Annotated in this window: 13 protein-coding genes; 7 read left to right on the top strand and 6 right to left on the bottom strand. The window is 66.9% G+C overall.

Annotated elements, in window-relative coordinates; translation table 11 throughout:
- Positions 1-23: 23 nt before the first annotated feature.
- On the top strand, positions 24-542 hold the full coding sequence (locus CA982_RS15585; protein WP_086536189.1) for a TIGR04338 family metallohydrolase: 519 nt from the start codon (positions 24-26) through the stop codon (positions 540-542).
- Between the two features lie 117 nt (positions 543-659).
- Here the strand turns inward: CA982_RS15585 and CA982_RS15580 are convergent, their stop codons facing one another.
- The 3 genes from CA982_RS15580 to CA982_RS15570 form a co-directional block, all read right to left on the bottom strand.
- The gene (locus CA982_RS15580; RefSeq protein WP_086536188.1) at positions 660-2,273 is read right to left on the bottom strand and encodes a purine-cytosine permease family protein; all 1,614 of its coding nucleotides are present in this window, start codon (positions 2,271-2,273) and stop codon (positions 660-662) included.
- Between the two features lie 120 nt (positions 2,274-2,393).
- A complete protein-coding gene (locus CA982_RS15575) occupies positions 2,394-4,406 on the bottom strand; it encodes a hydantoinase B/oxoprolinase family protein (protein WP_086536187.1) in 2,013 nt (670 codons plus the stop codon).
- A gap of 37 nt (positions 4,407-4,443) precedes the next feature.
- The gene (locus CA982_RS15570; RefSeq protein WP_086536186.1) at positions 4,444-6,495 is read right to left on the bottom strand and encodes a hydantoinase/oxoprolinase family protein; all 2,052 of its coding nucleotides are present in this window, start codon (positions 6,493-6,495) and stop codon (positions 4,444-4,446) included.
- 308 nt (positions 6,496-6,803) lie between these two features.
- Between CA982_RS15570 and CA982_RS15565 the strand changes: the two genes are divergently transcribed.
- Positions 6,804-8,336 (top strand): PucR family transcriptional regulator, encoded by a 1,533-nt coding sequence (locus tag CA982_RS15565; RefSeq protein ID WP_086536185.1) that lies wholly within the window; start codon positions 6,804-6,806, stop codon positions 8,334-8,336.
- Here the strand turns inward: CA982_RS15565 and CA982_RS15560 are convergent.
- The 3 genes from CA982_RS15560 to CA982_RS15550 form a co-directional block, all read right to left on the bottom strand.
- Positions 8,277-9,395: a transporter substrate-binding protein gene (locus tag CA982_RS15560; protein WP_086536184.1), complete on the bottom strand. Its 1,119-nt coding sequence runs from the start codon at positions 9,393-9,395 to the stop codon at positions 8,277-8,279. The genes CA982_RS15565 and CA982_RS15560 overlap by 60 nt on opposite strands.
- A 95-nt stretch (positions 9,396-9,490) precedes the next feature.
- Positions 9,491-11,518, bottom strand: coding sequence for a CocE/NonD family hydrolase (locus CA982_RS15555; protein WP_086536183.1), 2,028 nt, complete (start codon positions 11,516-11,518; stop codon positions 9,491-9,493).
- A gap of 214 nt (positions 11,519-11,732) precedes the next feature.
- Entirely contained in the window at positions 11,733-12,920 is a 1,188-nt protein-coding gene (locus CA982_RS15550) for a glycoside hydrolase family 76 protein (protein ID WP_086536182.1), read from the bottom strand.
- A gap of 279 nt (positions 12,921-13,199) precedes the next feature.
- Here CA982_RS15550 and rplJ point away from each other — a divergent pair, with 279 nt between their 5' ends.
- The 5 genes from rplJ to CA982_RS15525 all read left to right on the top strand — a co-directional run bounded on the left by rplJ (position 13,200) and on the right by CA982_RS15525 (position 17,580).
- The gene (rplJ, locus tag CA982_RS15545; RefSeq protein ID WP_004019499.1) at positions 13,200-13,730 is read left to right on the top strand and encodes a 50S ribosomal protein L10; all 531 of its coding nucleotides are present in this window, start codon (positions 13,200-13,202) and stop codon (positions 13,728-13,730) included.
- An 86-nt stretch (positions 13,731-13,816) separates the two neighbouring features.
- A complete protein-coding gene (gene rplL, locus CA982_RS15540) occupies positions 13,817-14,206 on the top strand; it encodes a 50S ribosomal protein L7/L12 (RefSeq protein ID WP_004019500.1) in 390 nt (129 codons plus the stop codon).
- Positions 14,207-14,660: 454 nt separating this feature from the next.
- Complete coding sequence (locus CA982_RS15535; RefSeq protein WP_086536181.1) at positions 14,661-15,887, top strand: ABC transporter ATP-binding protein; 1,227 nt, start codon at positions 14,661-14,663, stop codon at positions 15,885-15,887.
- 2 nt (positions 15,888-15,889) lie between these two features.
- Positions 15,890-16,696 carry an MlaE family ABC transporter permease gene (locus tag CA982_RS15530; RefSeq protein ID WP_004023366.1) on the top strand — a complete coding sequence of 269 codons (807 nt, stop codon included), beginning with the start codon at positions 15,890-15,892 and terminating at the stop codon, positions 16,694-16,696.
- A 2-nt stretch (positions 16,697-16,698) separates the two neighbouring features.
- Entirely contained in the window at positions 16,699-17,580 is an 882-nt protein-coding gene (locus CA982_RS15525; RefSeq protein WP_086536180.1) for an MlaE family ABC transporter permease, read from the top strand.
- Position 17,581: the final 1 nt, after the last annotated feature.

Here is a 17,581-nt window from a genome sequence, read left to right as displayed (position 1 = left end):
GGTCTCTCATCATCGGCGATGCCGTGAGTGAACGAGACACCGGGCGCGCAAGATTCTACGAGGCCGAACACCTCGTACACCGCCTCTTCGACAATGTGTCCTCGTCGCGGACCGTGCAGCTCGCCGGTACCGAGGTGACCCTGCCCGCCGAGGTGAGGTTCGCCTCGATCGATGCCGTCGACGACTACGTGCGCAGGGTGCTCGCGTTACCCGGGGTGCGGTCGAGCTTCGAACGTGCGCAGCAACCGGTCTCGGTTCGCGAGCGGCGCGGTCAGCGGTCCGCGCACTACGCGGCCCGGGTGCGCAGATCCGACGGTGTGCCGGTCGCTGCCGAGATCGCCATCCCGTCCGCGGCCGAGGGGCGCTGGGCGCTGCGCGAACTGGTGGTACTGCACGAACTCGCCCATCACCTGGACGGCACGACGGGTCCGGCGCACGGACGCGGATTCGTGCTGACGCTGATCGAACTCGTCGGACTGGTGCTGGGTCCCGAAGCCGCGTTCGTCTATCGCGTCGTCCTGTCGGATTCCGGGGTGGGGTGAGACCATCGGCGCCGTCGACGACACCTCCTCGGCATCCGGCACCGCAGACCCACCACGCATGGACGAATCCACCCCCAGCTTGTGGTGGATTCGTCCAACGGTGGTGGGTTTGCGGAACTAGCGCCCGGCAGCCTCCTTGTCGGCGGCTCGCTGGAACTCGAGGTCGTCGGATGCGCAGGCCAGACAGATAGGCGCATGGCCTGCGGACGGGTCGCGGTCCATCTCATAGGCGATGTAGCTGTCTTCGCAGCGATGGCATCGGATGCGTGCCTCCCACATGTCGTCGACCTCGTCGCGGGGGTCGTGGGGGCGCACCATGGTGAACCAGCCCTCGCGGCGGAACGCCAGGGCCACCGCGTAGATCAGACCGGCCACGACGAAGGCGATGGGTGACGCCCACACGGTGCCGAAAGTGCCGCCGAAGAGGACGAGTGCGATGCCGATCACGGACGCGACCGCCCACGCGCCCACTCCTGCCGGGTTCACCGCCGGGACGCGACCCGGACGGAACTCCAGCGAATCGGCCGGGATCCTGCGCAGCCGCATCCAGCCGATGTGTGTCAGCGCGATGGCGACCCACCCCACGATGAGGACACCCTGGTACTGCAGCGAGGTGGTGATCCAGGACAGCACGTTGGTCAGCATCATCAGGTAGACGATCACGGCGACGACGCCGACCCAGAAGGTCCGGGGCATCGAGAACTTGACGGTCCGGGCGAAGAAGTTCTGGAAATTGGTGGACGCCAGGTAGAAATTGCCGCTGTTGACCCGTGTCTGGCTGACGACCACCCACAGCAGACCCCAGATCCCCATCATGCCGACGATCCCGAGGATCGCCGACTCCTCCGAGAGCGGTCCGGCGATGGTGATGGTCTGTGCGAGGAACATCCCGACAGCCGCATTGACCAGGAGCGTGACGACATAGAACGGGGTGCCGAAGGACACGCGGGCGTTGAAGGTGGCATCCTGCGGGCGGCCGAATCGGGCGTAGTCCCACGCCATCATGGTGACGACCCAGACGCCCATGTAGATCACGAAAGCATACCACCAGCCGGGCACCCCGAGATCGGCCGCGGCCGCCGGCTCATAGGTGAGCCAGTCGTTGCTGTAACCGTATTCGGCGATCGCCCACACCACCGAGCCGACCAGTCCGACGACGTAGAGCGGCAGCAGAACCCCGTTGAGCCGGTCGAGCCAGGTGGCGACACCGCGCCACGCCAGCGGCGCCTGGTAGGCGACCACCACGAACGCCCAGAACGCGATCGGGAGACCGCCGAAGTAGGCATGCAGGGCCGATGCGACGATCGCACCCTCGGCCACCACGTAGTACGCGATGGTGATCCCGAACAGGGCTGCGGCGAAGGCGGATCCGGCGCGGCCGAACACGACCCGGGAGAACAGCGAGACGCTGGTCCCGGTCTGGTTGGCGAACTTGGCGGCGACCGAGTTGATGGCGCCATAGGCCACCACCGAGAGCCCGATGCCGATGAGGGCGTCGGTGGCGCCCACCGAGAGGGAGACGGTGGCGCCGACGACGACGAAGAACATCGCGCTCATCAGTCCGAACCAGGCCATCGACACCGACGAACGCGACGTCCGCCACGAGTTGGGCACGATGTGCATGGAGTAGTCCTCGGCGGCGGCGCGTGCCAGGACCTGGGGATCGTCGGTGTAGGTGACGTCCAGGGGCGGAACTCCGCCCGCCCTGGAGGACGAGATGTCGAGAGTCATTGGTTTCCTTGAATTTTCGAGAGTGGTCAGATGCGAAGCAGCGGCGGGTGGATGGCGTCGATGCCATCACCCGCCGCTGGGTGTCGTACGAAAGATCGGTTCCCCGGATGGCGGGGAGTCTCAGACGGTCGCCGGCTCCGACACCGTCAGCGTGCCCGGGACGAAATCGATGGTCGGGTCGTCGGTCCAGTGGATGACGGTGCGTCGCTGCAACATCTGCCGGAACTGGAGCGTCGTGTTGGTCAGCACCGCACCGCTGCCCCAGTCGAGGATCACGCCGTACTGACGGACACAGTCCATCTCGTTGATCAGCCCGGACCGGTACTCCTCGGACACCGCTTCCGGGTCGCGCTCCATCCACGCGTGCCGATTGCTCCGGATGTATTCGCGCGCACCGATGGTGGCTTCGAGGTCGACCTCGTAGGCGAAGATCTCGGGGTCGATCTCCTTGATGACGACGCCGTAGTCCTTCTCCGCGCGGGCGATCGAGACGTAACCGTCGATGACGTCCTCCAGCACGGCGTCGACGTCGCGCTGAAGCGGGTCGCCGAGGCCGCCACCACCGGCCGACGGCCGGGTGAACTCGTCTCCCGACTTGACGGGGACCGCCGCGAAGATCGAGCCGAGGTACTCCTCGTTCTCGGTGCCCTTGTTGAGCCAGACGCCGTGGGGGATCGACGGGAGACCGCCCCACAGTCCCCAGGTGACCGACCGTTCCCGATCGCAGCAGTAGGACATGACGGTGTTGTCACTGGCCCAGAGCTTTCCGCCCTTCTCCGCCCCCAAGCCGCCCCGGAACTTGCCGGGTCCACCGGAGTCGGGTACCAGGTCGTGGCAGGACGTGAGAACCGGCGCCAGGCGCTCCTGCCCCTCGAAAGGCTGTGTGCCGTACTGGACTCCGAAAACGGCGGCGGACGCGTTGTAACCGTCGGCACCGTTGCGGGCGCCCCAGCCGCCCATCATCCAGTCGTACCACATGAAGTTCGGATTGCCTTCTCCGCGTTGATCGCGGCCACCGACCAGGAGGTACTCCAGGTTGAACGTGCACGCCATCGCGCGCTCGGGCTGGATGTCCGACCAGATCTCGAAGACCGAGCTCATGATCTTCTCGAACGGGCCGGAGCAGAAGCCGGCGCACGGTGACGGCCAGTCGGCGTTGACCACCGAACCGAGCGGCCCGAGGTCAGCTGTCACGACCCGGTAGAACCCGGAATTCAGTGGGATGTCGGGGAATTGCATCTTCGTGCCGGCGACGATGCCGGCGAACGAACCACCGAATCCGGCGTTGAGCATCGACGAGATCGATGCATGCGACTCGCTGAGATCGTAGTGGACGGTGTCTCCGGAGATGGTCATCCGCGTCTTGATCGGGATGAGTCCCTCACCGCGGGCCGGGTCTTGATCGATGTAATCCTCGGTGTACCAGACACCGTCGGGGAGTTCGGCGATCTTGGCGCGCGTGAGATCCTCGACGTAGTCCTGCACCTCGGCCATCGCCGTCTTGATCGTCTCGACTCCGTACTTGTCGCAGAGACGCTGGATCTCGCGCTCGGCGACCCGGGTCGCCTCGGCCTGTGCCTGCATGTCGCCGATGATGTCGCGCGGGTTGCGGGTGTTCTTCGCGATGAGATAGGCGACGTCCTCGAGGAACTGGTCCTTGCTCCACAGGCGCGTCGGCGGGATTCGCAATCCCTCACCCATGTGATCGAGTGCTTTGACGTTGAACGAGCCGGGTGTGGCACCGCCGACGTCGGCCCAGTGTCCGTTGGCCTGTGCGTAACCCAGGAGTTCGCCCTGGTAGTAGATGGGTCGGATGATGCGGGTGTCGTTGAAATGGCTTCCGCCCTCGTAGACGTCGTTGATCACGAAGACGTCGCCGGGATGGATGTCGCCCTCGAACTGCCGGATGACCGCCTTGGCGGTGTAGTGCAGGGTTCCGACGTGGGCGGCGATGTCGCCGGTGCCCTGCATGACGGTGTTGCCCTCGGTGTCGCAGAGGGCCGAGGAGAAGTCCCGCGAGTAGATGACGAACGAGTAGCAGGTGCGCAGGATCTGTTCGGCCATCTGGTCGACGGTGTTGATGAAGGCGTTCTTCAGCACCTCGAAGGTGACCGGATCGAGTGTTGTTGCCATGGTGTGGTTTTCCTGTTCTGTCAGAGTCGATGGGGGATCACTCGGCGGCGGTGAGCAGGAGGTTGCCCCACTCGTCGACCCGCGCGGAGGTCCGTGGCGGGACGACGGTCGTCGAATCGAGCTGGTCGACGATGCACGGTCCGGTCAGCACGGCTCCGGGCGGCAGTCCGGCGCGGTCGTAGACCGGCGTGGCCAGCCGGGCGACTTCGTCGGGGAACAGCACGTCCCGCACCTCGAGGGGTTCCGGTGCGAAGGTCGCCGGATCGATCAGGTCGGCGGGGGCCGCGTCCATCCGCGGCGTGAGCCCGATGGCGCGCAACGAGATCCGGTAGATCTCGACACCGGTGTCCTCCGCGGCGAAGTTGTGCTCCTTGAGATGCGTCGCGTGGAAGGTCGCGACGACCTCGTCCAGGCTCGTCAGCGGCATCGAGACCGGCACCGCGATCGCCCGCCACTGTCCCTCGTAGCGCATGTCGAGGTAGTACTCGAAGAGCATGTCGTCGGGGTCCACGTGCTCGGCCGTCAGACGCGCCCGTCCCTCCTCCTGCAACTCGGCGAAGGTGGCGGTCAGATGGTCGAGGTCGGCGCCCGCGGCGTCGGCGAGATACATCCGGGTGATGTCGTGCTGGATGTCGACCAGCATGCAGCCCATCGCCGAGGTGACCCCCGGGTGCGGCGGGATGATGACGGTCGGGATGCCCAGATCCTTGGCGAGATAGGCGGCGTGCAGCGGTCCGGCTCCACCGAAACCGACCAGCGCGAAGTCCCGCGGGTCGTGGCCCTTGCGGATGGAGATCAGACGGATCGCGTCGGCCATGTTGGCGTTGGCGACCTTGATGATCGACTGGGCCGCCGTCTCGACGTCGAGACCCAGTGGTGCCGCGACCTTCTCCAGGGCGACCCGTGCCATCGACTCGTCGAGCTCCTTCACGCCGCCGGCCAGCTTCTTGCCGACGGTGCCCAGGATCAGGTTGGCGTCGGTGTTGGTGGCGAGATCCCCGGACGCGCCGTAGCAGGCCGGTCCGGGGTCGGACCCCGCGGATTGCGGACCGTTGCGAAGCGAACCGGCATCGTCCAGCCAGGCGATCGAACCGCCGCCCGCGCCGATGGTCAGCACTTCGATGCTGGGGAAGCAGATCGGATGGCCGAATGCGACGCTCCACATGTTCGTCGTCGCCAGCACGCCGTTGTCGGTGAGCGAGACGTCGGTGGAGGTCCCGCCCATGTCGAACCCGATCGAGTTCTCGAACCCGCACGTGCGGGCGATGTGCCGGCTCGCGATGGCCCCTGCCGCGATGCCGGAGGCGGCCAGGCGGGCGCCGTACTTCTCGGCCATGGTCGGCGTCATGACCCCGCCGCCCGAATGGAGCAGCAGGACGTCGTTGTCGTAACCGGCATCGGCGAGTCGGCCCTCGAGCGTCCGGGCGTAGGGGCCGATGATCGGGACCAGGGCGGCGTTGGCGACCGTCGTCGAGAACCGCTCGTATTCGAAGATCTCCGGGAGGACATCGCTCGAGGTGGTGATCGACACACCCGGGAGTTCCTCGGCGAGGATCTCGGCCATCCGGTTCTCGTGTGCGGGGTTGGTGAACGAGTTCACGAAACACACTGCCACCGTCTCGATCTCGCGTCGGCGCAGGACCCGGGCGACCTCGCGTGCGGAGGCCTCGTCGAGCGGCTCCAGGACGGTGCCGTCGTAACCGATCCGTTCGGGAACGGTCAGGCGGTGACGGCGCGGGACCACCGGCGGGGCCACCTCCTGGTACGGGTCCCAGGACTCACGGTCGCCGCGCCGGATCTCGATCACGTCCCGGAACCCCTCGGTCGTCACCAGCGCGACCTTCGGGAACTTCCTCGTGATGAGCGCGTTGGTCGCGATTGTCGTTCCGTGCGAGAAGAATTCGACATTCTCCCACGCGACGCCGGCCTGCTCCATACCGGCCAGCACGCCCTCGATGGGATTGCTCTGGGTCGGATACTTGGCCGTGACGATCGTGCCGTCGGACTGCTGGATGAAGACGTCGGTGAACGTCCCACCGATGTCGACGGCGGTGCGGACCTTGTCGGTCCGGCTGATGGCTTTCGTCATGGGTACTTCCTCGTGGCTCAGCGGTCTCGGGACGCTCATCACGAAACCCGGCGCGGCGCCGTCGAACAATTGGCTCAGCAGCCAGTGGTGCGGTGCGCAGGGCTGGACGTTCGCACGCGGCGAGCCGGCCGGGAGCGTCCGACCTGCACAAACCGTTGATCCCGCCGCGTAACGCGGATGTGTCCGACATGGACCGGAAACGCGATGTCACACAACGGAAACAACAACGATGGTGCCCGGTCGGGTGGTGAGAACGACTGCGAGCACCGATAATCGACGAGTACCGGTGACGGCGAGGAGGCGATGGGATGGCGACCGTGGGCGACGTCGTCATCGGCGTGGGGCTGCTGTCGGTCACCCCGGGGGCCGCCGGGCGGACGCGACACATGGAGGTGTCCGGCACCTGCGAGGTCGGCCGGATCGAACCCGCGGACGTCGGCGCGGGCGACATCGTGCACATGGGGTCCACGGGATGGCCGGCGGCGGGAGCGCCGGAGGTGTTCGCGGCGGCCCTGCGGCAGTGCGCTGCGGCCGCCGTGGTGGTGGACACGGACGACGACAATCTGTCCGCCGAGTTCGTGTCGGCGTGCGTGAGCCACGGTGTGCCGATCTACATGCTCCCCAGGACGAAGACGTTCCGCGACGTCGAGATGATCGTCGCGCCGCATGCCGTCGTCGACGACACCGTCGGCGAATCCGGCCCGGTAGCCTCGATTCTTGCGTCCCTCGGAGCGTTCCATCGCACCTCGGGCATCAGCGGGGCGGTACTCCTCGACGGCGCGGTCCTCACGGCATCGTCGGCGGCCGTCGACGCCGATCTCCTGCGGAAGGCCACCGCGTTGACGCCCGCCGTCCTGCATGCGATCGGCGGAACCGCGGCGGCCCTGCACATCACCCTGCCGAGGTCCGGTGCGGCGCTGGTGCTCTCGAACCCGCGCCGTCGCCCTCTCGAATCGACCCGGGTCCGCAAACTCGCGAACGATGCCGACGCCGACGCTCACCTGTTGCGGGTGAACCGCACGATGCGCAGGCCGTTGGAGGGAGCCCTCGTCCGCGAGCTGATCGAGGCGCGGATCCCGTCGTCGGCGATGGACTCGTGGGTGGGGTCCTTCGGTTACGGGCCAGGCGATCGCGTCCACTCGGTGGCGGTGATCATCGGTCCGCACAGCGACACCTCGTCGGCGCGGGTCGTCGACGCCCTCCACGACCTGGGTGCCTGCGCCGGGCTGGCAGCCGTTGCGGCAGCACACGACTCGGTGGCCTACGCGCTGATCAAGACCGGCACGGAGAAGGACTCGGTGCCACCGGCGGGACGCGACTTCGACGCACACCTGCAGGTGTTCACCGACGTCTTCGTCGCCCGGCATGCCGAGCTCGCCGTCGGCGGCAGCTCGTACGTCATCCGGAGCAGCGACGACCTGACCAGGGGGCTCATCAACGCGCGGCAGATGGCCGAGCGCAACTCCCGTGCCGACGACGAGTCGCCGGCCGCGATCGCTCTTCCGGTGCCGCTCGCCGCGACGTTGCTGGCCGGTGATCCGGAACGGTCGGCGGAGCTGCGCCGTTCGTTGCTCGACCCCGTCCTCGCCTATGACCGGGAGAAGGACACGAGCTACGTGTCGACCCTCAGCACGTTCTTCGCGCTCGACTGCCATTCCGGCGCGACGGCCAACGAACTGGGCATCCACATCAACACGCTGCGATATCGCCTGTCGCGCATCGAGAAGCTGACCGGACGCGGATTGCAGTCGATGGTCGATCGCACCGACTACTACCTGGCCCTATGCGTCGGCGAGACGTCCCGCGGACGGGGGGACCGGAGCCGGCGGCCGACTCCCTGACCACCACGGATCGGGCTGGCGTGCGGCGAAGTCGGCGATCACCTCGTACCTGCCACCCGCGGCGCGACCGACATAGGACGGATGCGAGCTGTAGTGGTTGGCGCGGAAGTAGAACGGCGCGCCCTCGGGATTGTCCTCGAAGCGGATGCCGATCAGGGCGCGGGACAGGGCGTCGACGTCGAGGGACCGGGCCTGCTCGGCGGCCAGCGCGAGCGCGTGCACCGCATTGAACGCCCCGACCTGGGCGGCGTGACTCCAGCGCTGGCCCCGCACGTCGGCCAGCTCACGCCGGAACGTGTCGTTCACCGGCGACGACAGCTCGGCGAAGTAGGTCGCGACCATGTAGTGACCGTCGCTGACCGCGGTCGGCATGTGGGCCAGGTCCAGCTCGGTGGTGACGGTCGCCGCGATCGGCATCGTGTCCGGGGTCAATCCGCCGAGGTGGTACTGGGTGTAGAAGGCCGCCGTCGAGTCGGCGCCGACGAGATTGCAGACCACCACGTCGGGTCGCACGCGTCCGATGTCGTCGACGATCGATTCGAACCTGGTCTCGCCGAGGGGTGCATAACGGTCGCCGACGATCTCGATCCCGAGGCTCCCGGCGAGTCGGCGGATGGCCTCGGCCAGGACCCGCGGATAGATGTAGTCCGAGCCGACGACGTACACGCGCCGGCCGAGAGTGTTGGCGACCCAGGCGAGATAGTCGGCGACGTACTGGTTGGGCGCGGCCCCGCAGTAGAAGATCCGCGAGTCGGTCTCCTCACCCTCGAAGTAGGTGGGGTACATCAGCAACGAGGCGTTCGCGTGGATGGCCGGGGTCAGCGCGAGGCGGGCCGCCGAGGTGTACCCACCGACGATGGCGTCGACGTTCTCGGTGGTGCACAGATGATCCACCCCGCGGGCGGTCGACGACACCTCGGAGTGGTCGTCGTAGATCGCGACCTGCACGTGCGAGCCCAGAACGCCACCGCGCGAGTTGATCTGGTGGACCGCGAGCATCGCCCCGTCCAGGATCGACTGCTCCATCTCCGCCTGGGTGCCCGACAGCGAATAGAGCATGCCGAGTCTCACGTCGGTCCCCGGTCCGCGCGATCCGTGTGCATGGCAGCCACTATGCCAGCTGGGGCGCCCCTCGGCTTGTCCGGCGAACGACCTCAGCGCAGCCCGTCGCCGGCCAGCAGCGTCAGGTGGCTCGGGTGGTCGGGGTCGAGGACCAGGCGCTGATGACGGCGCCCGCGCGCCTTGATGAGGTCGGGCACCAGGGTCAGGTAGCGCGGCAGGCTCGCCGCGTAGACATCGACCCGAAGCCGATGGCCCGGCTGGAGGACCGCGTCGGTGGGGACGAGATCGACGTCGATGCGGAGCGCCTCGTCGGCGGGTACGGGCAGCTTGCGCTTGCGGGACAGGTAGTGGTGCGCCGAGAGCAGGCTGCCGTCCTCGGCGTACGTCGACTTCGACTGGTCCAGTGCGCGATTCGACGCCGACAGCGCACCGTTGGTCAGGACGACCGACGTGCCGTCGGGTGCGACGTCGTTCACGGTCACCGCCCAGACGGCTTCGTGTGCCGTGGTGGCGACGTTGAGACGCAGGTTCATCGCGCCGCTGATGGGGGTGGCCTCGCCGACCGGCTCCGTGGTGAACGACAATGCGCCGCGCTCCTGATATCGCGCGTCCCGGGCGAAGTCCGCGCCGAGGGCCAGCGTCGCCCCCGCGGTCACCTGGGTCATGTCGCGGGAGCGGAGACCGCGGCTGTCCGGGCGCACGTGCAAGGACGAAACACCCTGTGCGGGAGTGCTGCTCAGTGATCCGTCGTGGACGCAATGGTCGGCGGTCGACGACGATTCGGCGGTCAGATAGAGACGCGTCGGCGCCACCCCCGCGCGGGGGAAGCTCTGGCCCGCCGTCCACGCACCGCCCTGCTGCAGCATGGTGACCGGCCCGTAATACTCGATCCCGTTGCGGTGGCCCTTGAGCCAGCGGTCGAACCACGCGCGTTCCAGGACGTCCAGGCGAGGCGGGGCGAACTGCCCGCCGTACCCCGAACCGACGTCGAGGTGGTAGCCGTCGCCGACGATCATCTGCTTGCGTCCCGGCTCCATCTGCAGGCGCTCGTACACCCCGGTTGCACTGCGGCCGAACAGATCATGCCACGCTCCGACGGTGAAGGTGGGTGCCTCGATGCGGTCGACGACCGGATCGCGGTCGTCGAAGTACGGGTCGTCGAAGATGCGCGGATCGCGTGCGGTGAGGAATCCCCACAGCAGCGAGGGGATCTCGGTGGCCGGGGACTTCACCCGGTCGATGGCCCAGCGCACCGCGTCACCGCGCACGAGGTCACGGATCACGTTGGCGGGGTTGGGAACCCACTTGAGCATGTTGACCGCGGAGAGCCACACCGGGATGAAGGCCGACGGCATGCCGCCCGTGATGTAGATGTCGCGCACCAGGTCATCGCAGCCCTCGACGGCGAAAACGGCCTTGAGGGCAGCGGGCCGCTTGTCGGCAGCCTGCAGCGAGTTGATGGCCGAGTACGACCAGCCGGCCATCCCGACGGTCCCGTCGCACCACTCCTGCTCGGTCACCCAGTCGATGACCTCCACCGAGTCCTGCTGCTCTCGAGGGCCGAGGATCTGCCACTTGCCCAGGCTCGCTCCGGTTCCGCGGACGTCGACGACGACCTGCACGTACCCGCTGCGTACCAGGTTGCGGTTGATGCCGAAGACGTCGAAGACGCCACCCGACAGCGTCTGCGTCAGCGTCGTGAGGCCCTCGAGCGCGGTGCCCGTCGCGTCGAGCGACCGGGACGCCGTGTGCAGCGCCTTGCCGAGGACCGGGGCGTGCAGCGTCTGGTCGATGAAGTCGATGGCCGCGCGGTTGTACGGGTTGATGTTGATGACCGCGGGGTAGGGCGTGAGGATCGTCTGCCCGAACCGGTTGGCGGGACGGATGACGGTGGCACGCAGGACCACGCCGTCACTCATGGTGATGGAGACGTTGCGATCGATGACGACGCGCGGGTAGAGCTGCTTGCCGTCGACCTGCTCGCGCCAGCGGATGCCGTCGGCGCCGCCGGTGGGATCGCCGAGGGGGAGGGTGCCGAAATGCGGCGCACCGGTGGTTCGGGTCCGCGTCGACGGAACGACGCGTGCACGCGACTGTGTGGGATCCAGCTGGTACGTCATGGTGCATCACCCTGCCTGGGATGAGGTGACGCACCCGCGGGTTGTTGCACGGATCGAGACGGCCGGGTGGACACCGACACCCCGTCGTGTCGGTCGCTTGCTTCCCGGCCCGTCCGCTGGCTGCGGATTACAGTGTGGTCCAGGTCACTTCACGCTTTTGCTGAAGGATAACTCAGCGCCGGTATCGGATGGCTAACGAGGTGGCGTCTTTTGGTCATGGGCGAGTGTGTTCCTGGTCACATTCCGGTAAACCCAGGTCGATGGCGGCGGCCGCCTCGAGCACCATCCACGCCGACAGCTGGACCGACAGGTCTCGCTCCGGGATCTCCGAGGGGTTGACCGCACCTGCCACGAACTGGGCCTTTGCGCCTGCGTCGGTGGGGATCACGGCCTGTCGGCGCCAGTCGCTGGAGAAGACCGTGTGACCGGCGACCTCGCGGCGATGGGCCCACGCGGCGTCGGCGCTCCGGGTCACGATCCGTGCGGCGCGCTCCCGCAGGGCATCCGAACCGTCGACGTCGGGCAGGTCGGTGGCGACGAGTGCCAGGTAACGGGCCAGCACGCCGTGGAAGAGGCCGCCGTCGCCACCACCCCCGCCGTTGATCACCCCGTCGGTGCAGGAGTGGCGTTCGACAGCGCCGAGGAGGCGGGTCAACCGGTCGAGATGCCGGTGGTCTCCGGTGACGCGTAATGCCTCCAGTTCGGCGCCGAGCACGACGCCCTGACAGTAGGTATAGGTGCCGGTCTCGGGCTTCAGCGAACCGTCGGGGAGCTTCTTGAGGCCGTCGATGACCAGGTGGGTGTCGGGATCGATGAGGTTGGCGTCCATCCAGTCGCACATCGCCACGGCGCGTTCGACGTGGCCGGTGCGGGCCAGCAGGATCGCGGCCGGCCCGTTGGCCGGCGCGTTGAAGAACTGATCCGCCTTCCGCCAGGGGATCCCACCGCCGTCGGCGGGTACCCAGGCGTCGAGCATCTGACCGGCGAGGGTGCGGAGTCCGCCCGCATGGTCGAGGTGCAGGTGGCGGTCGGCGCGTTCGATGGCCAGTCCGAGCCACGCCATGTCGTCGTAGTAGTTGTTGGTCCAGCGGCCGCCGTTGCGGATCCGGATGCCGCGCAGCAGCCGATTGACGTCGTCGGCGACGTCGGGGTCGAAGGAACGGTCGGCGCCCACTCGGTGGATCGCGGCGTCGACCAGCAGGTCGACGAGATGCGCCTGCCACCAGTAATGCCAGGATCCGAACTGGGCCTGGACGCGACCGATGGGCCAGGCGACTGCTCCGGCACGTGTGCCCGGCAGCCAGAAGGCCCGCTGGAGATGCCGGTCGCAGATGGCGCTCGCGGCGACCGCCGCGCGGCCGTTCGGGTCGCGCGGGTCCGGCGATTTGGATTGTTCGTCCACGTCCGCGTAGCCTAGTCGTCGATGTGATGCACACCCGTGTGTCGTATCGGTTCAACCAGAGACCGTTGGTCGTCGGGATCTCCCGGACGAAGGCGCGACGAGGTCGCCGGCCCACGCAGGATGAACGAGGAATGTCGCTCCACACGAACAGTGTGTGCGTTCACGCCCCGTGCCTGTGTGCCGGGGCGTTTGTCATCTCCGCCCTCGATCGCCTCCCGATGCCCGTCGCTCTCTTGTTGGACTCGACCAACTCATAGTGACGAGGAGAGGAGGCGAAGTATGGCCAAGTCCGAAAAGGTCGCCGCAGTTGCGGAGATCGCGGAGCAGTTCAAGAGCTCCACGGCGACGGTTGTCACGGAATACCGTGGCCTGTCCGTCACCCAGATCAGCACGTTGCGACGTTCCCTCGGTGAGGGTGCAACCTACTCCGTCGCCAAGAACACCCTGGTGAAGCGTGCCGCTGCTGAGGCGGGCGTGGAAGGGCTCGACGAGCTGTTCACCGGTCCGACCGCCATCGCCTTCATCGAGGGTGAGCCGGTCGTGGCCGCGAAGGCGATCAAGACTTTCGCCAAGGACAACAAGGCGCTGGTCATCAAGGGCGGGTACATGGACGGCCGCGCGCTGTCCATTGCCGAGATCGAGCAGATCGCCGACCTTGAGACCCGTGAGGTCTTGCTGGCCAAGCTCGCCGGTGCCATGAAGGGCAACTTGGCAAAGGCTGCCGGTCTGTTCAACCAGCCGGCTTCGCAGGTGGCGCGCCTGGCCGCGGCCCTGCAGGAGAAGAAGAACGAAGCCGGCGAGACCGAATAGGTCGCCCGCCGCACCACCGCAGTCCCCGAACCGTACGGGGATGAACACCAAGCCCCGTACGGGGACATACAGGAAGGACGCCACTCATGGCGAAGCTCACCGCTGACGAGCTCATCGATCAGTTCAAGGAACTGACCCTGCTGGAGCTCAGCGATTTCGTGAAGAAGTTCGAAGAGGTCTTCGAGGTCACCGCTGCGGCTCCGGTCGCCGTCGCCGCTGCCGGTGCCCCGGCTGCCGGTGGCGCCGAGGCCGCTGCCGAGCAGGACGAGTTCGACGTCATCCTCGAGGGTGCCGGCGACAAGAAGATCCAGGTCATCAAGGTCGTCCGCGAGGTCGTCTCGGGCCTGGGCCTGAAGGAAGCCAAGGACCTCGTCGAGAGCGCTCCGAAGGCTCTGCTGGAGAAGGTCGACAAGGAGGCCGCCGAGGCCGCCAAGGCCAAGCTCGAAGAGGCCGGCGCCAAGGTCTCGGTCAAGTAAGACCGACTCTCGCGCAAGCGTTCGACGAGCCCGGGACAGCAATGCTGTCCCGGGCTCGTTGCTGTCTGGACAGCCCTCGGTCCCGGACGGCCGTAACGCGGGGTTCGGTTCGTTCGAATCAGTAACAGACATCACCTCGACACCGCACCCGCCGCGCATCGCTCGGCGGGTGTCAGACCGTCGATCCGATGTTCCGCAGGTGGAGCCCAGGTCTGCGGTGGCCGTCACATCGAGGGTCCTGACCCGACTTCCCTCACCGCGAACCATCGGATATTGTCATCGTCGCGGAGGCAGTTACCCGGCGGTAGCTTTCCCCGCAGCCAATGCTGAGAACCATGCAGGTGGCGTTGTGGGGCGGGTCGGGTCGGTTAGAGTGACCCCAACCACAAATGCCACCGGTTGGTGCGCGGTCACACCGTGGCCGCCTCGGGGGCAGCGATCGTCTGGAGGAATTGTGGGTGTTGAGGTCAGTGTCGAAGGACTCACCAAGTCGTTCGGTTCGCAGAACATTTGGCGTGATGTCTCTCTGACCCTGCCGGAGGGGGAGGTCTCGGCACTTCTCGGTCCGTCGGGTACCGGTAAGTCGGTGTTCCTGAAGACCTTGATCGGTCTGCTGCATCCCGAGCAGGGGTCGGTGATCATCGATGGCACCGATATCACGCAGTGTTCGGCCAAGGAGCTCTACGAGATCCGCAAGCTGTTCGGCGTGCTGTTCCAGGATGGTGCGTTGTTCGGGTCGATGAGTTTGTTCGACAACATCGCGTTCCCGCTTCGTGAGCACACGAAGAAGAAGGAGAACGAGGTCCGCGACATCGTGATGGAGAAGATCGACCTGGTCGGTCTGACCGGTGCCGAGGACAAGCTGCCGGGGGAGATCTCCGGTGGTATGCGCAAGCGTGCCGGGTTGGCGCGGGCGTTGGTGCTGGATCCGCAGATCATCCTGTGTGACGAGCCGGACTCGGGTCTGGATCCGGTGCGTACGGCGTACATCTCGCAGTTGTTGATCGACATCAATGCCCARATCGACGCGACGATCCTGATCGTGACGCACAACATCAACATCGCRCGGACGATCCCGGACAACATCGGCATGTTGTTCCGCAAGGAGTTGGTGATGTTCGGTCCGCGTGAGCAGTTGTTGACCTCGGAGCAGCCGGTGGTCAAGCAGTTCCTCTCCGGTGACCGGTTCGGTCCGATCGGTATGTCCGAGGAGAAGGACGAGGCGGTGCAGAAGCAGGAAGAGGCGATGCAGGCCGCGGGTATCTCCGGTGGTGGTACGAAGGAGGACTTCACCGAGATCATCCCGCAGGTGCAGCCCAATCCCGGGATGCCCGAGCGCAAGGCGATCGCGCGGCACCGCGAGCGGGTGCACGCGATGCTGCCCGAGTTGCCGGAGAACGCCCAGGAGGCGATCCGGCGCAGCCAGGAACAAGAAGACCAGATCCGCGAGGAGAGCCGCGCCCACGCCGACAACATGGCGAACGGCGACAACCGCTCCGGCGGCAACGCGTCCGGCAACGAGTGGACCCCCGCGCAGGGAAACGTCGCGGTCGCGGATTCCAAGACCGACGTCATCGACTATGGCGGCAGCGATGCCCCGACCGAGCAGTGGCACACACCCGGTGATGCACTGACCAAGCCCAGCCATCGTGCTGATGGGAACGAAGGGCGGACTCCCTAAGGATGAGCAGTGCCACCACGCGTGGCGTCGACCGAATCGCGCAAGCCGGGACAGGTGCCCTGTCGCAGACCGGCAATATCGTTCAGCTCTTCGTCGATGTTGCACGCCAGACCTTTGTGCGCCCGTTTCAGTGGCGGGAGTTCATCCAGCAGGCCTGGTTCATCGCCAGTGTGACTATCCTGCCGACCGCTCTGATCGCGATCCCGTTCGGCGCGATCGTCTCCCTGCAGACGGGTTCGCTCATCAAGCAGCTCGGTGCCGAGTCCTACACCGGCGCGGCGAGCGTGCTCGTCGTCATCCAGCAGGGTTCGCCCCTGGTGACGTCGTTGCTGATCGCCGGCGCGGCCGGTTCGGCCGTCGCCGCCGACCTCGGGTCGCGCACCATCCGCGAGGAGATCGACGCGATGGAGGTCCTCGGCATCAACCCGATCCAGCGGCTCGTCGTACCGCGTGTGCTGGCCATGGTGCTGGTGGCGATGCTCCTCAACGGCCTGGTCGCCGTCATCGGGATCGGCGGAGGGTACTTCTTCAACGTCGTCGTCCAGGGCGGTACACCGGGTGCCTATCTCGCCTCGTTCGGCGCGCTGGCGCAGCTGCCCGACCTCTGGGTCTCGACGCTGAAGGCAGCGATCTTCGGTGTCCTCGCCGGAGTCGTGGCGTCGTACAAGGGCCTCAATCCCAAGGGTGGGCCCAAGGGCGTGGGTGACGCGGTCAACCAGAGCGTCGTCATCACGTTCCTGCTGCTGTTCCTGGCGAACCTGATCATCACTGCGGTCTACCTGCAGGTCGTCCCACCGAAGGGGAGCTAGAAGTGACCGAAGGTGGGGGCGGTGTGACCATCGCCAAGAGCCGGCCCGAGTACTACATGTACGAGGCCCGCAAGCAGCTGGGCAAGCCGCTGAAGGTGCTCGACGGCGCGGGCGAGCAGATGTCGTTCTACGGCCGGACGCTCGCGTGGATTCCGAAGACACTCGTGCACTACACCCGCGAGGTCCTCCGCCTGCTCGCCGAAGTCGCGTTCGGTTCGGGTGGACTCGCGGTCATCGGCGGCACCATCGGCGTGATGGTGCTGATGTCGGGCTTCACCGGCGTCGTCGTCGGTCTGCAGGGTTACGCGGCGCTCGATCAGATCGGCTCGCAGGCCCTGACCGGCTTCCTGTCCGCCTACGTCAACACCCGCGAGGTCGCGCCGCTGGTGGCGGGCCTCGCGCTCTCGGCGACCGTGGGCTGCGGCTTCACCGCCCAGCTCGGCGCCATGCGCATCTCGGAGGAGATCGACGCACTGGAGACGATGGCGGTGCCGTCGATCCCGTTCCTCGTGTCCACCCGCGTGATCGCCGGCTTCATCGCGGTCATCCCGCTCTACGTGCTCGGCCTGCTGTCGGCGTACCTCGCCTCGCGGGTGGTGACGACGGTCTTCAACGGCCAGTCCGGCGGTTCCTACGACCACTACTTCAACCTGTTCCTGCCACCGGCCGACGTCCTGTGGTCGTTCGGCAAGGTGCTGGTCTTCGCGTTCGTGATCATCCTCGTGCACTGCTACTACGGCTACTACGCCTCGGGCGGTCCCGCGGGTGTGGGCGTGGCCGTCGGTCACGCGGTACGAGCGGCACTGGTGCTCATCGCTGTCCTGGACTTCTTCCTGGGCTTGGCGATCTGGGGCACCACGACAACCGTGCGAGTGGGAGGTTAGC

This window comes from Gordonia lacunae (assembly GCF_002149015.1).
GTDB classification, from domain to species: Bacteria; Actinomycetota; Actinomycetes; order Mycobacteriales; family Mycobacteriaceae; genus Gordonia; species Gordonia lacunae.
The sequence above is the reverse complement of the archived record's forward strand: the minus strand, read 5'-3'. Positions and strand labels throughout refer to the sequence as shown.

Bases quoted from the DNA above. Each gene is read 5' to 3' on its own strand.
- CA982_RS15580 (WP_086536188.1), bottom strand. From the start codon at position 2,273: ATGACTCTCGACATCTCGTCCTCCAGGGCGGGCGGAGTTCCGCCCCTG.
- CA982_RS15575 (WP_086536187.1), bottom strand. From the start codon at position 4,406: ATGGCAACAACACTCGATCCGGTCACCTTCGAGGTGCTGAAGAACGCC.
- CA982_RS15570 (WP_086536186.1), bottom strand. From the start codon at position 6,495: ATGACGAAAGCCATCAGCCGGACCGACAAGGTCCGCACCGCCGTCGAC.
- CA982_RS15565 (WP_086536185.1), top strand. From the start codon at position 6,804: ATGGCGACCGTGGGCGACGTCGTCATCGGCGTGGGGCTGCTGTCGGTC.
- CA982_RS15560 (WP_086536184.1), bottom strand. From the start codon at position 9,395: ATGCTCTATTCGCTGTCGGGCACCCAGGCGGAGATGGAGCAGTCGATC.
- CA982_RS15555 (WP_086536183.1), bottom strand. From the start codon at position 11,518: ATGACGTACCAGCTGGATCCCACACAGTCGCGTGCACGCGTCGTTCCG.
- rplJ (WP_004019499.1), top strand. From the start codon at position 13,200: ATGGCCAAGTCCGAAAAGGTCGCCGCAGTTGCGGAGATCGCGGAGCAG.
- rplL (WP_004019500.1), top strand. From the start codon at position 13,817: ATGGCGAAGCTCACCGCTGACGAGCTCATCGATCAGTTCAAGGAACTG.
- CA982_RS15530 (WP_004023366.1), top strand. From the start codon at position 15,890: ATGAGCAGTGCCACCACGCGTGGCGTCGACCGAATCGCGCAAGCCGGG.